This is a genomic window from Viridibacillus sp. KH_047, from assembly GCF_057838945.1.
On record NZ_CM174479.1, the window covers coordinates 1,229,820 to 1,247,380 of the forward strand.

The 17,561-nt window shown below is 39.0% G+C and carries 17 protein-coding genes; 13 read left to right on the plus strand and 4 right to left on the minus strand.

Annotated features, from left to right (window positions below):
- Positions 1-87: 87 nt before the first annotated feature.
- A complete protein-coding gene (locus AC3IS5_RS06160; protein ID WP_489427008.1) occupies positions 88-1,470 on the minus strand; it encodes a glycine--tRNA ligase in 1,383 nt (460 codons plus the stop codon).
- A gap of 325 nt (positions 1,471-1,795) precedes the next feature.
- On the opposite strand from AC3IS5_RS06160, the gene ccpN reads away from it, so the two are divergent.
- The 9 genes from ccpN to AC3IS5_RS06205 all read left to right on the plus strand — a co-directional run bounded on the left by ccpN (position 1,796) and on the right by AC3IS5_RS06205 (position 10,796).
- A complete protein-coding gene (ccpN, locus tag AC3IS5_RS06165; protein ID WP_053416370.1) occupies positions 1,796-2,434 on the plus strand; it encodes a transcriptional regulator CcpN in 639 nt (212 codons plus the stop codon).
- A gap of 13 nt (positions 2,435-2,447) precedes the next feature.
- A complete protein-coding gene (locus tag AC3IS5_RS06170) occupies positions 2,448-3,263 on the plus strand; it encodes a pyruvate, water dikinase regulatory protein (protein WP_489427009.1) in 816 nt (271 codons plus the stop codon).
- Positions 3,264-3,488: 225 nt separating this feature from the next.
- Positions 3,489-5,306 (plus strand): DNA primase, encoded by a 1,818-nt coding sequence (dnaG, locus tag AC3IS5_RS06175; RefSeq protein ID WP_489427010.1) that lies wholly within the window; start codon positions 3,489-3,491, stop codon positions 5,304-5,306.
- Positions 5,307-5,338: 32 nt separating this feature from the next.
- Positions 5,339-6,472, plus strand: coding sequence for an RNA polymerase sigma factor RpoD (gene rpoD, locus AC3IS5_RS06180; protein WP_193740488.1), 1,134 nt, complete (start codon positions 5,339-5,341; stop codon positions 6,470-6,472).
- 91 nt (positions 6,473-6,563) lie between these two features.
- Entirely contained in the window at positions 6,564-7,127 is a 564-nt protein-coding gene (locus AC3IS5_RS06185; protein WP_489427011.1) for a hypothetical protein, read from the plus strand.
- Positions 7,128-7,228: 101 nt separating this feature from the next.
- Positions 7,229-8,368 carry an acyl-CoA dehydrogenase family protein gene (locus AC3IS5_RS06190; protein WP_489427012.1) on the plus strand — a complete coding sequence of 380 codons (1,140 nt, stop codon included), beginning with the start codon at positions 7,229-7,231 and terminating at the stop codon, positions 8,366-8,368.
- Positions 8,369-8,514: 146 nt separating this feature from the next.
- Entirely contained in the window at positions 8,515-8,871 is a 357-nt protein-coding gene (gene cccA / locus AC3IS5_RS06195) for a cytochrome c550 (RefSeq protein WP_489427013.1), read from the plus strand.
- Positions 8,872-8,979: 108 nt separating this feature from the next.
- Positions 8,980-9,678 (plus strand): tRNA (adenine(22)-N(1))-methyltransferase, encoded by a 699-nt coding sequence (locus AC3IS5_RS06200; protein ID WP_489427014.1) that lies wholly within the window; start codon positions 8,980-8,982, stop codon positions 9,676-9,678.
- Positions 9,675-10,796, plus strand: coding sequence for a Nif3-like dinuclear metal center hexameric protein (locus tag AC3IS5_RS06205; protein ID WP_489427015.1), 1,122 nt, complete (start codon positions 9,675-9,677; stop codon positions 10,794-10,796). Before AC3IS5_RS06200 ends, AC3IS5_RS06205 begins: the two co-directional genes overlap by 4 nt.
- 608 nt (positions 10,797-11,404) lie before the next feature.
- Here the strand turns inward: AC3IS5_RS06205 and AC3IS5_RS06210 are convergent.
- Positions 11,405-12,385 carry a 4-hydroxy-3-methylbut-2-enyl diphosphate reductase gene (locus tag AC3IS5_RS06210; RefSeq protein ID WP_489427016.1) on the minus strand — a complete coding sequence of 327 codons (981 nt, stop codon included), beginning with the start codon at positions 12,383-12,385 and terminating at the stop codon, positions 11,405-11,407.
- A 77-nt stretch (positions 12,386-12,462) separates the two neighbouring features.
- A complete protein-coding gene (locus tag AC3IS5_RS06215) occupies positions 12,463-13,137 on the minus strand; it encodes a hypothetical protein (protein ID WP_489427017.1) in 675 nt (224 codons plus the stop codon).
- A 176-nt stretch (positions 13,138-13,313) separates the two neighbouring features.
- Between AC3IS5_RS06215 and AC3IS5_RS06220 the strand changes: the two genes are divergently transcribed.
- Both AC3IS5_RS06220 and AC3IS5_RS06225 read left to right on the plus strand, forming a co-directional pair.
- On the plus strand, positions 13,314-14,612 hold the full coding sequence (locus AC3IS5_RS06220) for a DEAD/DEAH box helicase (protein ID WP_489427018.1): 1,299 nt from the start codon (positions 13,314-13,316) through the stop codon (positions 14,610-14,612).
- An 18-nt stretch (positions 14,613-14,630) separates the two neighbouring features.
- Positions 14,631-15,521: a deoxyribonuclease IV gene (locus tag AC3IS5_RS06225; RefSeq protein ID WP_489427019.1), complete on the plus strand. Its 891-nt coding sequence runs from the start codon at positions 14,631-14,633 to the stop codon at positions 15,519-15,521.
- Positions 15,522-15,595: 74 nt separating this feature from the next.
- Here the strand turns inward: AC3IS5_RS06225 and AC3IS5_RS06230 are convergent, their stop codons facing one another.
- On the minus strand, positions 15,596-15,835 hold the full coding sequence (locus AC3IS5_RS06230) for a hypothetical protein (protein ID WP_038186948.1): 240 nt from the start codon (positions 15,833-15,835) through the stop codon (positions 15,596-15,598).
- A 103-nt stretch (positions 15,836-15,938) separates the two neighbouring features.
- Between AC3IS5_RS06230 and AC3IS5_RS06235 the strand changes: the two genes are divergently transcribed.
- On the plus strand, positions 15,939-16,712 hold the full coding sequence (locus tag AC3IS5_RS06235; RefSeq protein WP_489427020.1) for a metal ABC transporter ATP-binding protein: 774 nt from the start codon (positions 15,939-15,941) through the stop codon (positions 16,710-16,712).
- The gene (locus tag AC3IS5_RS06240) at positions 16,709-17,551 is read left to right on the plus strand and encodes a metal ABC transporter permease (RefSeq protein WP_489427021.1); all 843 of its coding nucleotides are present in this window, start codon (positions 16,709-16,711) and stop codon (positions 17,549-17,551) included. Before AC3IS5_RS06235 ends, AC3IS5_RS06240 begins: the two co-directional genes overlap by 4 nt.
- The last annotated feature ends 10 nt before the right edge of the window (positions 17,552-17,561 follow it).

Here is a 17,561-nt window from a genome sequence, read left to right on the forward strand (position 1 = left end):
TGATAGAAAAAAGAGCCGTGAAAGTATATCTCATCACGGCTCTTTTTGATTTAATAATGTTAATATCTATTAAAGATAGTTTAACTATTAGAATTCAAGGTGTTTAGCAATATAATCTTTAACATCTGCAATCGGCATACGAACTTGTTCCATTGAGTCGCGGTGACGTACTGTTACTTGGCCGTCTTCCACTGAGTCAAAGTCGTATGTGATACAGAATGGAGTACCAATTTCATCTTGGCGACGGTAGCGTTTACCGATTGATTGAGATTCGTCATAATCCACTGGGAATTCTTTGCGAAGATCAGCCCAAACGTCATTAGCTTGTTCTGCTAATTTTTTTGAAAGTGGTAATACAGCTGCTTTGAAAGGTGCTAAAGCAGGGTGGAAACGAAGAACTGTACGTTTGTCGTCGTTTTCTAATTCTTCCTCATCATATGCATCACATAAGAATGCTAGAGTTACACGGTCTGCTCCTAATGATGGTTCGATGCAATATGGTACATAGCGTTCATTTGTCACTGGATCGATATAAGTGAAATCTTCACCTGAGTGTTCCATATGACGTTTTAAATCGAAGTCTGTACGAGACGCTACGCCCCAAAGTTCGCCCCAACCAAATGGGAATTGGAATTCGATATCTGTTGTAGCATTTGAGTAGTGAGAAAGTTCATCGTCTGCGTGATCACGTAGGCGCATGCTGCTTTCAGACATACTTAAGTTTAATAACCAGTTTTTACAGAAGTCTTTCCAGTAAGAATGCCACTCTAATTCAGTACCTGGTTTACAGAAGAATTCAAGTTCCATTTGTTCAAATTCACGTGTACGGAAAGTGAAGTTACCTGGAGTGATTTCGTTACGGAAAGATTTACCAACTTGTGCGATACCGAATGGTGTACGTTTACGCATTGAACGTTGAACGTTTTTGAAGTTCACGAAAATACCTTGTGCTGTTTCAGGACGTAGGAAAATTTCATTTGTTGAAGATTCGGTTACGCCTTGGAAAGTTTTAAACATTAAGTTGAATTGGCGGATTTCTGTGAAATCTTGCTCGCCACAATCTGGGCATTTTACGTCATATTCACTCATTACTTCAGCCATTTTATCTAATGGTAAACCATCTACGATAATTTCTTGACCTTGTGCTAATGCTGCATCTTCGATTAATTTATCTGCACGGTGACGTGATTTACATTTTTTACAGTCCACCATTGGGTCATTAAAGTTACCAACGTGACCAGATGCTACCCAAGTTTTTGGATTCATTAGAATAGCTGCATCAAGACCAACATTATATTGTGATTCTTGAACGAATTTTTTCCACCATGCTTTTTTTACGTTGTTTTTTAGTTCTACACCAAGTGGGCCGTAATCCCAAGTGTTTGCTAATCCTCCGTAGATTTCAGATCCTGGGAATACGAATCCACGATGTTTTGCTAAGCTGACGATATTTTCCATTGATTTTGCCATGAAAATCCCTCCAAAAAGTAATTGAAAATAAGAAAGCACCCGTCTCCGGGCACAATGCCCGGGGACGAGTGCGTAATGACCCGCGGTTCCACCCCGATTGACTAAGAATAAACTTAGTCCTCTTTAAAAAAATTAGCTCCCGGCTGCCGTTTCTCATTTCCTGTAGGCTTTCACTTTCCCTACTCGCTATGTTTTGAAATGATACTTATTTTCCGTTCATCGCCTATATGATTTGAACACATTGTAACATGCGTTTCTTTTCTTAGCAATATACAGTGAAATAGTATATAATTATCAAGTATTGAGTATAACACTTTTTGAGGCGGTGAGTCCAATAGAACTCAACAAACGTCAGGAAGAGATCTTAGAAATTGTTAAAGGTAACGGTCCTATAACGGGAGAACAAATTGCTGAGCGTCTTTCACTGACTAGAGCAACACTAAGACCAGATCTAGCCATACTTACAATGGCAGGTTATTTAGATGCTAGACCACGTGTTGGTTATTTTTATTCTGGTAAAAAGACAGGTCAAGCTGTTATAGATAGCATGATGAATATGAAAGTGAAAGATTTTCAATCAATTCCGGTTGTGGTGTCTGAGAATATTTCAGTATATGATGCCATCTGTCAGATGTTTCTAGAAGACGTTGGAACTCTTTTTGTTGTAGACAAAAACGCATACTTGACAGGTGTCCTATCAAGGAAAGATTTGCTTCGCACAAGTATTGGAAATCAGGACTTAAATCATATCCCAGTGCATATAATAATGACTAGAATGCCTAATATTGCATTTTGTATGAAGTCAGATGGATTGATTCAAGCTGCCCAAAAGCTTATTGAAAGACAAATTGATGCGCTACCTGTCGTCCTTGAACATCCTGATGGCTACGAAGTCATAGGTCGGCTAACAAAAACAAATATTACGCGAGCATTTTTATCGCTTGCGGATAACCATGATTTGTGAGGTGATGCATTCAATGAATAAATTAGCCGTATTTATCGTTTCTGATTCAGTTGGAGAGACAGGGGAACTTGTCACGAAAGCTGCAATTAGTCAATTCAGACCAGGCATGCAGGATACATTTTTGAAGCGTTTCCCTCATGTGGAGAGTTTGGAACAGTTAAATGAAATCGTTCATTTAGCTACTGAACAAGGTGCCATAATCGTATATACACTAGTAAAAGAAGAAATGCGTTCTTATATACAACACTTAAGTGACAATAAGATTGTTCCAGCAATTGATTTGATGGGACCACTAATGGGGAAATTGGAAGAAACTTTAAAAATAGAGCCTGTAGAAGAGCCAGGGTTAGTAAGAAAATTAGATGATGATTATTTTAAAAAGATTGAAGCAATTGAATTTGCGGTTAAATACGATGATGGTCGAGACCCTAGAGGCTTGTTACTAGCAGATATCGTGTTAGTAGGCGTTTCACGTACTTCAAAAACACCATTATCGCAGTATTTAGCGCATAAGCGTTTTAAAGTTGCAAACGTACCACTTGTTCCCGAAGTGGAACCACCAGAAGAATTATTTTTAGTGGATTCTCAAAAATGCTTTGGGCTTGTAATTTCTCCTGAAAAGTTGAATAATATAAGAAAAGAGCGTTTGATTGCACTTGGATTAAACGACGGTGCGAACTACGCAAAACTTGATCGAATCAATGAAGAAATCGTACATTTCCGAAATGTTGTCGATCGTATTGGTTGTCATGTCATTGATGTGACGAACCGTGCAGTAGAAGAAACTGCAAACGATATTCTGCATCGCATTCAATTATCGAAACAATGATATAAGTATGCTAGCCGCCTCGTTCCTGAGGAGGTTTTTTTGTGTGTTTTACAAAAAAGTGATAGATTTTTCAGACAAAATGTTTTATAATAAAAAATTGTGGTAAAAATGTATATAAGCATTTTTACCTTTCCATAATAAAATATAAATTTTTATGTCGAAATATGCAGGACTTTTATATGATTATCTCGAATTCAGTTATTAGCAAGTAAAGATGGTGATGGAATGGCTCAAAGAATACCTGAAGAAATTATTGAACAAATTCGTTCTCAGGCAGATATAGTTGATGTCATCAATGATTATGTGCAATTGACGAAGCGAGGCAGAAACTGGTTTGGTTTATGCCCTTTTCATGGTGAATCGACACCTTCTTTTTCTGTATCTACAGATAAACAAATATTCCATTGCTTTGGTTGCGGAGCTGGAGGGAACGCTATTACATTCTTGATGGATATCGATCATATTCCATTTCAAGAGGCGGTCGCTAAGCTAGGTGATCGTGTGGGCGTTCATGTAGAGGTATCAACTTCTGAGGAACAAACGCACCCTATTTCTAAAGAAGAAGGGCGGATGAAAGAAGCTCATGCTTTTGCTGCTGAGTATTATCAGCATCTCCTCCTTAATACGGAGGAAGGAGAAAAAGCTCTTATATATTTGCAACAAAGAGGATTTACGAAGGAACTTATCGAATCTTATGGCATTGGCTGGTCCTTACCACATTGGGATTCACTGACTCAACTGTTAAAACGAAAAGGTTTCGAATTAGCAGAAATGGAACAATGTGGACTCATTATTCAAAAGGAAGATGGTTCAGGATGGTTTGACCGCTTCCGGGAAAGAATAATGTTTCCTATCAAAGATGAAGGTGGGAGAATAATCGCTTTCTCAGGTCGGATAATTGACAATACTGGAGAAGACGCCAAGTATTTGAATAGTCCAGAATCACCAATTTTCCATAAAGGGCAAGTCCTCTATAATTTGGATCAAGCTCGACCGGTTATTCGTAAAGAGAGAAAGATTGTATTATTTGAAGGCTTTATGGATGTTCTGTCAGGTAAAAAGGCAAATGTTCATAATTCTGTTGCTACAATGGGAACAGCACTTACGATGCAACATTTGAACAAGATAAAACGTCTAGCTGAACGTATCATTGTTTGTTATGACGGAGACAAAGCCGGCTGGGAGGCTGCAAAGCGAGCTGCGGAAATGTTACACGCAGAAAAGATGAAAGTAGATGTGGCAGTACTCCCAACAGGACTTGATCCGGATGACTATATAAAGCAGTTTGGAGAAGAATCTTTTAAGTCTAAGATTATTGAAGAACCACTAAGTTATATAGCATTTATGCTAATGTTTGCACGCAGAAATAAAAACTTCCAATTTAATAATGATATATTGCAGTATGTGGATGAAGCCTTGAACTATTTAGTTGGAGGAATCTCACCAATTGAGAAAGAATTATATGTAAAGCAAATATCATCAGAAACGAATATTTCAGAAGACACGCTAAATATGCAACTGCGTCAAAAGGAAGGACAGCTTGCCCAAAACTCAAAAAGACAAGAGCAGCAGCAACAGTCCCCAGTGCCGCAAATGAGGCTCCCTAAAAAGAAAATCACAGCGATAGATCGTGCTGAAAGATTACTTCTAGCACACATGTTACATAACATTGACGTTGTTGATCGTGTACGTTTAGCGGAGCAAGAACCATTTGTTAGAGATGACTATTTAGCGGTCTATGTACATCTCATAGGTTTCTATGAAAACCATCAGAAAGCAGATTATCAGCGGTTCGCTGAAGTTCTAGAAGATAGTGAATTACGAAAAATTGCAATGGAAGCAGCTTTAGCGGATCGTGATCCAGAGCATCTCGAAGAAGAGATTGCGGATTGCTTGAAACAAGTTCAAAAGTATAAAATTGAGCAGCAAATTCAAGATAAGAATCACGCATTAAAAGAAGCGGAGAAAATGCATGATTTCGGAAGTGCATTAAAGCTTTCACAAGAAGTAATTGATTTAAGAAAATCGTTATCGGCAATGTGATGCGGATTCGGTTGTTGAAGGAGGAAACACCTATGGCAGACAAGTCTAAAAATATTAAACCAGTAGTTGAACATGAACATACTCTAGAAGAAGCAAAAAAACATTTAGTAGATTCGGGTAAAAAGAATGGTGAATTAACTTACCTGGAGATTGCAGACAAATTACAATCTTACGAAATGGAAGCAGACCAAGTAGAAGAATTTATCGAGCAATTAGAATCTAAAGGTATTGAACTTGGTGGTAAAGATGGTGATGAGGAAAATCTTGATCGTCTATTAAAAGGTAGTGCAGCTGAAGAGACGTTTGACTTAAATGATTTAAGCGTACCCCCAGGTGTTAAAATTAATGACCCTGTAAGAATGTACCTAAAAGAAATTGGTCGTGTAGATTTATTAAGTGCAAAAGAAGAAATCGCACTTGCTGAACGTATTGAGCAAGGTGATGACGAAGCACGTAAGAGATTAGCTGAAGCCAACTTACGACTTGTAGTAAGTATCGCGAAACGTTATGTTGGTCGTGGTATGCTATTCCTTGATTTAATACAAGAAGGTAATATGGGGCTTATTAAAGCAGTTGAAAAATTTGACTATCGCAAAGGATTCAAATTTAGTACGTATGCAACTTGGTGGATTCGCCAAGCCATTACACGTGCAATTGCTGACCAAGCGAGAACAATTCGTATTCCAGTACACATGGTTGAAACAATTAATAAATTAATCCGTGTACAACGTCAACTTTTACAAGACTTAGGTCGTGAACCATCTCCTGAAGAAATCGGAGAAGAAATGGATTTAACTCCTGAAAAAGTACGTGAAATCTTGAAAATCGCACAAGAACCAGTTTCTCTAGAAACGCCAATTGGTGAAGAAGATGATTCACACTTAGGAGACTTTATCGAAGACTCAGAAGCACAATCACCATCTGATCATGCAGCGTATGAATTACTAAAAGAACAATTAGAAGATGTACTTGATACATTAACTGATCGTGAAGAAAATGTGTTACGTTTACGTTTTGGTTTAGACGATGGACGTACGCGTACACTTGAAGAAGTAGGGAAAGTATTTGGCGTTACACGTGAGCGTATTCGTCAAATCGAAGCGAAGGCACTAAGAAAATTGCGCCATCCATCTCGAAGCAAACGTTTAAAAGACTTCTTAGAATAGTCCTTAAGGCACTCCTTTACAGGGGTGCCTTTTATATATATATAAGGTAAAATTATGGATGAAATTGGTTTTTTAGTTGGGGGACTACTAGATGAAGAATCAACGAAAAGAAACAATCCTAAATGAAATCTTATTTTGGAAAGAAAATAACTTATTACCTGACCATTATTGTGATTTTTTAACCACTTTATATGCAGAAGGGGAGGAGCTAGCTACAACTGAACTCGAAATTAGCTCGAAAAATGCTATTCTTTCAAAAGAACACTCAAAGAAACAATGGATAATGGCCTTATTAGGTGTAAGTACAATCGCCCTTCTTGTATTATTATTTCTTATAAGCGTGAAACTTGTCGTTTTTCCTATTATTATCGTAGCGATTACAATCTTTAGTCTACTATTCTATGTTTTTAAATTTGCAACACAAAAAGATATTTTAACCACATTTGCATATACTGCGGCTGCCCTCCTGTTACTCGGAATTTCTGTAAGAGTTATAGAAGTCTATTTACCTGATAATCCACTAGCGATGCACCTTGCAATTATAGCGAATTGCGTCTTATGGTTAGTTTCGGGTTTATGGATGAAACTCATCTACTTTATGATTTCAGGAGCGGGTGGATTATTAATTATTTTTACTTACATACTTTTTTTCTAAAATTTTCATATTTTCTCGTTTAATGCGTTTTATTCTATGATTATACAATTTGTTTCTGTATAATCTAATGTGTAAGCGTATTCACAAAGGGGAGTGATTGTATGAATTTTGATCTTACATCAGAACAGCAAATGATTCGAAAAACAATGAAGGAGTTTGCTGATGAAGTTGTAGCACCAGGAGCAATTGAACGCGATCGCACGAAAGCTTTTCCAAAGGAGATTTTCAAACAGCTTGCCGACATGGGGATGATGGGCTTGCCGTTTGAAGAAGAGTACGGAGGAGCAGGAGCAGACACAACGAGTTTTGCTATTGTGACTGAAGAATTGAGCCGAGCATGTGCCTCTACAGGTATTACATATTCCGCTCATATTTCACTAGGGGGAGCTCCACTGCACTTATTTGGTACTAAAGAGCAAAAGGAAAAATATTTAACACCTATTTGTACTGGTGAATCATTTGGGGCATTCGGATTAACAGAACCAAACGCTGGATCTGATGCTGGGGGTACCGAAACACAAGCAAAAGAAGATGGGCAAGATTTCGTGATAAATGGTAGCAAAGTGTATATTACAAATGCTAGCTATGCCAAACATCTAGCATTAACAGCTATTACAGATATAAAAGATGGAAAAAAAGAAATTAGTGCCATTATTGTTCCGACTAAGGCAGAAGGTTTTACCGTTTTAGATCGATACGAAAAAATGGGCTTAAATGCATCCAATACAACAGAACTAATTCTTGAAAATGTACGTGTGCCACAAGAAAACTTACTTGGTAAAAAGGGAAATGGCTTCCGTCAATTCCTTGTCACACTAGATGGTGGACGAATCGGTATTGCAGCTATGGCTGTCGGTATTGCACAAGCAGCTTTCGAGCGAGCGCTCAGTTACTCAAAAGAACGCAAGCAATTTGGTCAAACGCTTTCCTCTTTCCAAGTAACACAATTTAAACTAGCAGACATGGCAATGAAAATAGAATTGGCAAGAAATATGGTATACAAAGCATCATGGTTAAAAGACGAAGGTAAACCTTTTACAAAAGAGGCAGCTATGGCAAAATTATATGCGTCAGAAATAGCAATGGAAATTGCTGATCAAGCCATTCAAATTCACGGAGGCTACGGCTACATGAAAGAATATGAAGTGGAGCGCTATATGAGAGATGCAAAATTGCTAGAAATTGGAGAAGGAACCTCCGAAGTACAAAGAATGGTAATTGCTCGTCAAATTGGATGTTAATGTGACGAATATGGCAAATTTGTCACATTCCGCCGAAAAACTCCCCAATAAGTCTTTTCGTTTTCAATAGAATGAAGTACAATATTAAGTGTTGACTGATTCTATTTATTTAGAAATAAAACTGAACTTATGAGGAGTGTTAATTGATGAAAAAGAATCCGATTATTCCGTATATCCTAATTATGGCTTTTGGTATCGGCTTGATTTTCTTCATGTCTCTTGATGGAGCAGACAAAAAAGAAGAAATCGCAAAAGGCGGCGAAGAACCTAAAACTGAAGAAGCAGCAGGTGAATTTGATCCTGAAGCATTCGCTGCTAGCAAGTGTATTTCTTGCCATGGTGAAAACCTTGAAGGCAGCATGGGACCAAACTTACATGGTACTGGTTTATCAGCTGATGAGGCTAAAGATATTCTTCAAAATGGTAAAGGCGGCATGCCTGGTGGTTTAGTACCAGCAGATAACCTTGACGCTATGGCTAAATATATCGCTGATTTGAAATAATTAAATCACTATATATGTAAGAGCCCTTATTCTCCTTAGAGGATAAGGGTTTTTCTATGCAAAAATGCATATTTTCGTTACAATACAACATGAAAGGAGGCTTCTGCCATGAATGCACAAAAACTATCAAAACGACTAGAAACCGTAGCAAAATTCGTTCCACAAGACGCTGTTGTAGCAGATATTGGTAGTGATCATGCTTATTTACCTTGCTATCTCGTACATAACAATATCGCAAAGAGCGCTATTGCTGGCGAAGTAGTAAAGGGGCCTTATGATTCAGCATGCCACGAAGTCCAAAAAGAACAACTAACAAATAAAATTACTGTAAGACTTGCAGACGGCCTTGCAGCTATCGAACCAGGGGACGGCGTAACTGCCATTACAATTGCAGGTATGGGCGGGCCACTAATCACGTCTATATTAGAAAAGCATCCCTCGGCATTAGAAGGGGTCGAGCGCCTAATTCTACAGCCAAATATACACGCAAAAGTCATCCGTGAATGGGCATTACAAAATAGTTGGAACATTATCGATGAGGTAATCCTATTAGAGGACGAAAAAATTTATGAAATCCTTGTATTAGAACGAGGAGAGATGAATTTAAGTGAACTTGAAAAGCTATTAGGTCCAGTATTAAAACAACAACACTCTGACGTCTTCCATAGTAAATGGACAAGAGAAGTTGAACAATGGGGACATGTTCGCGAAGCCTTACAAAAAGCTGAGCAAACACCAGAAATCTTAGCGAAATCAGCTGAGTTAGCACATCTAATTGAAGCAGTTGGGGAGGTACTGAAGCGATGAAAAAAACCAATGGTCAAGAAATCATTCAGCTGTTCGAAAGTTGGTCTCCAAAAAAATTAGCTGCAATGGACAATGATCCAATCGGTCTTCACGTCGGTAACCTAAACAAACCTGTTACAAAAGTATTAGTAACACTTGATGTCAACGATGTAGTTGTAGATGAAGCTATTGCAGCTGGCTGTGAACTGATCATCGCTCATCACCCACCTATTTTCCGAAAGCTCTCAACTCTCCGAACTGATACACCACAAGGACAGCTTTTCGAAAAATTAATCAAAAATGATATTGCAGTTTATGCCGCCCACACAAATTTGGATGTTGCTGAAGGCGGTGTAAACGATTTACTTGCTGAAGCGCTGGGCTTACAAAATTATGAGGTACTAGTACCAACATATAGTGAAGAAATGTTTAAGTTAGCAGTCTTTGTGCCAGTCGAACATGCAGATCAACTTCGCGAGACACTTGCTAAAGCTGGAGCAGGACAAATTGGAAACTACGACTCATGTAGCTACACAATGCAAGGAGAAGGACGTTTCCGAGCACTTTCAGGGGCAACTCCTTTCACCGGTGAAGTAGGAGAATTACACGTCGAACAAGAAGTGAAAATCGAAGCCGTTGTTCCCAAGTCTATCAAAAGTAAAGTACTTCGCGCGATGCTAAATAGCCATCCTTATGAAGAACCAGCCTATGATGTCATTCAACTAGATACAACAGCAAAAGAAATGGGACTTGGTCGTATAGGTAAACTACCATCATCTATGACACTTAAACAATTTGCTGAGCATGTGAAAGTATCCTTACAAGTTCCTGCTGTTCGAGTAGTAGGAGATCTTACATCAACTGTTTCGAAAATAGCCGTCCTTGGTGGAGATGGTAACAAATATATCCACGCAGCTAAACGTGCAGGAGCAGATGTTTATGTAACGGGTGACATGTATTTCCATGTTGCACAAGATGCAGAAGCAATAGGGCTTCAAATTGTAGACCCCGGCCATCATGTCGAAAGCGTTATGAAGGTAGGCGTAGCCAATAAAATGCAAAACCTATGCCAACTACAAAAACTAAACTGTGAATTTATCCCATCTAAAATCTCAACAGAACCATTCCAATTCGTTTGATTTAAGATTAAAAATGAATAGTAACTCCTGCCAAAAATAGATTTGGCGGGAGTTTTTTTATTATTTGGGATTAAGAGGGGAGAGTAGGGCTAAAAATTACCTGGGAAGCGCTAAAAAGGACGCGAGTAGAGCCAAAGATGAAGTGAGTAACGTTAAAGCCCGTGCGAGTAGCGGTAAAAGCTGAGTGAGTAGAGCTAAAGCCCGTGAGTAGCGCTAAAAATCGGGAGAGTAGCGCCAAAGCCCGTGAGTAGCGCCAAAGCCGAAGTGAGTAGCGCCAAAAGCCGAGTGAGTAGAGCTAAAGCCCGTGAGTAGCGCCAAAAACCGAGTGAGTAGCGCCAAAAGCCGAGTGAGTAGAGCTAAAGCCCGTGAGTAGCGCCAAAAACCGAGTGAGTAGAGCTAAAGCCGGAGTGAGTAGTGCCAAAGCTGAGTGAGTAGAGCTAAAGCCCGTGAGTAGCGCCAAAAACCGAGTGAGTAGAGCTAAAGCCGGAGTGAGTAGCGCCAAAGCCCGCAAGTAGCCCCAAAATCCAAGCGAGTAACACTAACCCCACACGACCCACCCAATAAAAAAGCCCCTGATGCAATCTTTCAACATCAGGGACTTTTCATAATTATTTCGAAGTCGGATATGGTTCGATTTTCACAACCGGCTTTGGCGTTTTAATTTTAGGTAAGATTTTATCAAGTGTGACAGAGCGTTCCATATTATGAGTTTCTGGATCTGCAGGGTCGTATTGGTCTAAGAAATTGATTACTTCCTTAACGATTGGTGTTGGTGTAGAAGCACCAGCTGTGACACCTACAGTATTAACTCCTTCTAACCACTCTAATTTCAATTCAGAAAGGTCAGCGATACGATAAGATCTTGTATGTGCAATTTCTTCAGAAACTTGAGTTAGACGGTTAGAGTTATTACTTTTTGGATCTCCAACTACAATTAATAAATCTGTTGCACCAGCTTGCTTAGCAACAGCTTCTTGGCGAACTTGAGTTGCTAGACAAATTTCTTTGTGCACTTCGATATTTGGGAATTTTTCTTCCAAACGCTTCATTAAATGCGCAACATCCCATTGACTCATTGTCGTTTGGTTTGTTACAAGTAATTTTTCGCGATTTAATTGTAATTGTTCGATATCTTCAATAGATTGCACTAAATGTACATGATCAGGAGCTACACCAATGGCACCTTCTGGCTCTGGATGTCCTTTTTTCCCAATATAGATAATGTCATAGCCTTCTTGTGATTTTTCGGCTATTAAGTCATGGGTTACAGTTACGTCAGGGCATGTAGCATCAATTGATACTAAGCCTTTTTGACGTGCAATTTCACGAATTTCAGGCGATACGCCATGAGCTGTGAAAATGACTGTTCCTTTATCAACTTTTTCTAAAATGTCTTTACGGTTTTCACCATCAAGAGTAATAATTCCATCTTGTTCAAATGCATCCGTTACATGTTTATTATGAACGATCATTCCGAGAATATAGATAGGTCTAGGTAATGTTTTGTCTAATGCAGCGTTGCGCGCGATGACCATGGCATCTACAACACCATAGCAATATCCTCGTGGCGTGATTTTAGTTACTTGCATAATCCGAACTCCCTTCATTGCTCGTTAAATACCATTATAACGGACAGCCCACCTTTATACAAAGAATCGGTTACGATTTACGGTATAAATGGTGGTTGGAATATACGAGGTGTGGAAGGTCTAGGTGTTCTAGGGATGGATGTTCTTGGTTCTGGCGTATCACTATCAAGATCTAAATCATTATTTGGAGAGCGTGATTCCCGGCCAGTGGTAGCCCCTCCTGTACTAGCAGATGCAGCCCCTCCTCCGGCTGCATCAGATGAAGGAATTGATTTAAAACCTTTGTATAATCTATAAAGTGCAGGTAAGTTTTGGAACATTGGCGACATTTGCTTAAAAATAGGAGTGAATTGTTGTGCGGTAGACATAAATCTATCAGCAGTGGCTAAATATTGATCCATTTTCGCTAAACCGCCAACAGCTCCAGCTGCGTTTGCAATACCGGCAGCCCCCGGCCCAGCAGCCGCAGAAGCGGCCCTACCCAACATGCCAGCAGCTCCAGGCCCAGCCGCAGAAGCGGCCCTACCAAACATACCAGCAGCCCCAGGTCCAGCAGCAGCGGCTCTTCCGAACATGCCAGCAGCCCCAGGTCCAGCAGATGCCGCAGCCCTACCAAACATACCGGCAGCGCTAGGCCCAGCAGAAGCAGCACCCCCACCAAACATGTTAGCAGCGCCCTGGGCTGCGCCACCTAATGCACCCCCAGATCGCGATAAACCTTGCGCAAATGGATAAAATGATGAATAGCGCATTAATGATCTCCTTTCTTCTTGAAATTTGCACATTTTTGTCAAGAATGGCCAATATTTTTAAAAAATATTGGTCACCTTGAATTGACGTACGTACTATTAATAGATATCATATGCAAATGGTCTACTAAATGTACGAATCATGTTACAATAAGGTAAGTAAGTTAGGAGGGACAATTATGTCCAAATATACAGATTACAATTTTCAACCTTTTTTGCAAGATGCAATTAAGAAATTAGGTTTCACAGAACCAACGCCTATCCAAAAGGAAATAATTCCTTTGGTGTTAAAAGGAAAGAGTGCTATCGGTCAAGCGCATACAGGTACAGGGAAAACACATAGTTTCCTTATTCCAATCGTAGAGCGAATCCGTGCAGATAAAGAGGAAGTGCAAGCGGTAATTGCTGCACCAACTCGTGAGCTTGCAACTCAAATTTATGCAGAGTTGCAAAAACTAATCGAAGAAACATCGATCCAAGCCAAATTGTTCATCGGGGGTACAGACAAACAACGCTCAATCGATAAACTAAAAACACAACCGCAAATTGTTGTCGGTACACCAGGACGAATCCGTGATTTAGTTGATGAAAAAGCTTTGTTAGTATATACGGCGCCAATGCTTGTGGTAGATGAAGCAGACCTTGCATTCGACATGGGCTTCATCGAGGATATCGATAAATTCGCTTCTCAAATGCCTGAAACTCTTGAAATGTTCGTATTCTCAGCAACAGTTCCTGAGAAATTACAACCATTCTTGAAAAAATATATGTCATCACCAGTCCATATTAAAATGGATGATAAAAAACCTGTAGCGGAAAATTTAGATTTCTATTTAGTATCAACTCGTAGTAAATCAAAAAATAGCCGTTTACTTGAAGTGATGAAAACAATCAATCCGTATTTAGCTATTATATTCACAAACACACGTTCACAAGCGAACTATGTTGCTGATTTCTTAGCAAATAATGGGGTCAAAGCTGGACGTATTCACGGAGATCTATCACCACGTGACCGTAAAAAAGTAATGAAACAAGTACGTGACTTGGAATTCCAATACATCGTTGCAACAGACCTTGCTGCACGTGGAATCGATATTCCAGGAGTCAGCCATGTTATTAACTACGAATTACCCTCGGATTTAGAATTCTTCATTCACCGTGTAGGTCGTACAGCTCGTGCTGGTAACAAAGGAACGGCTATCACAATTTTCGAACCATCAGAAGAAGATGCAATTGCACGCGTTGAGAAGATGGGTATTACATTCCAACCAAAAGACATTAAAAACGGCGAACTGGTTGACATGAAAGAACGTAATGCACGTCAAAACCGTGAGAAAAAAGAAAACGAAATTGACAAAAAAGCGAAAGCTCTTGTCCGTAAACCTAAGAAGGTTAAACCTGGTTATAAACGTAATATGAAATGGGAAATGGATAAAGTTAAAAAACGTGAACGTCGTTTGAAAAACCGTCAGAAATAGTAAGGAGGACCACAGACCATGCTTATTGGCTCACACGTATCTATGAGCGGCAAAAAAATGCTACTAGCTTCAAGTGAAGAAGCAGCATCCTACGGGGCATCCACTTTCATGATCTATACTGGTGCTCCTCAAAACACACGCAGAAAACCAATCGAAGAGTTAAATATTGACGCAGGATTATTCCATATGAAGGAGCATGGTCTATCGAATATTGTTGTTCATGCACCTTACATTATCAATATTGCCAATACAACAAAACCTGAAGTGTTTGCACTAGGTGTCGACTTCTTACAAAAAGAAATTGAACGAACTGCTGCTATCGGTGCAAAACAAATTGTTTTACACCCAGGTGCTCATGTTGGTGCAGGTACTGAAGTTGGTATAGCAAGAATTATTGAAGGACTTAATGAAGTTCTATCACAAGATTATCCAGTACAAATCGCTCTTGAAACGATGGCTGGTAAAGGCTCTGAATGTGGTCGCACTTTTGAAGAGCTTGCTCAGATTTTCGATGGTGTAAAAAACAACGAACGTCTGTCTGTATGCTTTGACACATGTCACACACATGATGCAGGCTATGATATTATTAATGATTTTGATGGAGTTCTAGAAAACTTTGATAAAACGATTGGTATCGATCGTATCAAAGTGCTCCATATCAATGATAGTAAAAATGTTTGCGGCGCAGCGAAGGACCGTCATGAAAATATTGGCTTTGGTCATATTGGCTTTGACGCCTTAAACCGCATTGTCCACCATGAAGCATTCCAAGATGTACCGAAAATTTTAGAAACACCATTTGTTGGTACAGATGCAAAAAATAAAAAAGCACCATACAAATATGAAATTGAAATGTTCCGTAACCAAACTTTTATGCCCGAAAAAATCGACGCATTAAGAGGGGAATAATTTAAATAATTAAGACTTCTCGCCAAAAAAGGTGAGAAGTCTTTTTTGTGCTGTTTCATGAAGTTGTCAAAATTTTAGCGACCAAACTGTTTTAGTAAATCTGCTGTTTTTTGTTTGCCAATGGCTTTTTCAATATCCCGCATTACTTGATCAGGTATCCCCATTAGCACCCATTGAATGGAAAAGGACGATAATAGTGGGCGCAACTTTTGAATTTCTTTTTTCGATAATGGAATCTTGTAATTTTTTGCATAGAGGGCGAGCTCCTCATCCGATTTGCCTTGGAATTCCTGTATTATTGACATATAATCCATACTTTCACCCTTTCAAGTATTCATTCTTTACAAAGTTCTATCTTTCACTTATACTAATTCTTTGTAAATCGTAATGATTCTGAATTAGAAAGAAGCGAAGAATATGGCGCAAGTGCCTTTAATTGAACTTAAAAATGTTTCATTCCAATATGACTATACGCAGGTGTTATCAAATATTTCTTTAAAAGTGGAGCAAGGCGATTTTCTCGCATTACTCGGACCAAATGGCTCAGGGAAATCAACAATGTTAAAGCTGATCTTAGGATTGATGAAACCAACTTCCGGTCAAATTGAATTATTTGGACAGCCGGCAAACACATTTAAAAAACGTGAGTTGATTGGTTATGTTTCACAAAAATCAAACTCGTTTAACTCAGGTTTCCCAGCTACAGTTAAGGAAGTTGTTGCAAGTGGCTTAACAAAGAAGATGGGTCTTTTCAAGCGCCACTTAGCTGATCAAAATGATAAAGTGATGCAAGCATTACAAGATGTCGGAATGGATGGCTTTGCGAATCGGAATATCGGTGAGTTGTCAGGCGGGCAACAGCAGCGTGTCTTTATAGCGAGAGCGCTTGTCGCAGAGCCGAAGTTATTAATCTTAGATGAGCCGACAGTCGGGATTGACCACGAAAATGTGCAGTCATTTTATGATATGCTCGCAAATTTAAATGAGCACCATAAAATGACAATGATTTTAGTAACACATGATGTCGATACGGTTTCAAATCGCATAAGTCATGTTGCTTGTTTAAATCAAACAATCCATTTCCATGGCTTCAAGAACGATTATGATTCATTATCAGACGATCAATTGAATGCTTGGTATGGTCACGCAGTCCGTAAAATTCACCATACCAAAGAGGAGAAGACGCAATGATTTCATCAATATTACATTATGAATTTTTACAAAATGCATTCTTATCTGGAATTATTATAGGAATCATTGCTCCGTTACTTGGCGTTTTCATCGTTGTTAGAAGATTATCATTAATTGCGGATGCACTAAGCCATGTAACCCTTGCAGGGATAGCGGGTAGCTTATATTTAAGCCAAACTTTCACGGGGCTAGCATTACTTAATCCGCTTTATTTAGGGATTGTGGCATCTGTTAGTGGCTCAGTACTTATTGAACGATTACGTCGCTTATATAAGCATTATGAGGAGTTAGCGATACCCATTATTATGTCTGGTGGGATAGGGATTAGTGCGATTTTTATCTCCCTTGCAAAAGGCTTCAGTACGGATTTATTTAGTTATTTATTTGGTTCGGTATCAGCTGTTAGTAGACAGGATTTATTAATTGTTGTAGTAATAGCTTTGTTAGTGATAGTATTTATTTATTTATTTTATAAAGAATTATTTGTTTTATCATTTGATGATGAATATGCAAAAGCGAGTGGTTTGCCTGCGAAATGGATTCACTTATTATTTATGATTGTGACAGCTCTAGTTATTGCTGCTAGTATGCGAATTGTTGGAATCTTACTAGTTTCATCATTAATGACGTTACCAGTGGCAGCGAGTATTCGCATTGCTAAAGGCTTTAAACAAGCGATATTATATGCGATTATTTTTGGTGAAACGGCTGTAATAGCAGGTCTTGTATCTGCTTTTTACTTAGACCTAGCACCTGGTGGAACAATCGTTGTAATCTCTATTTTGATTTTATTAGTCGTTATTGTGGGTAAGAAGATTGCAATGAGCGTACGCGCTTAATTTACAAGGA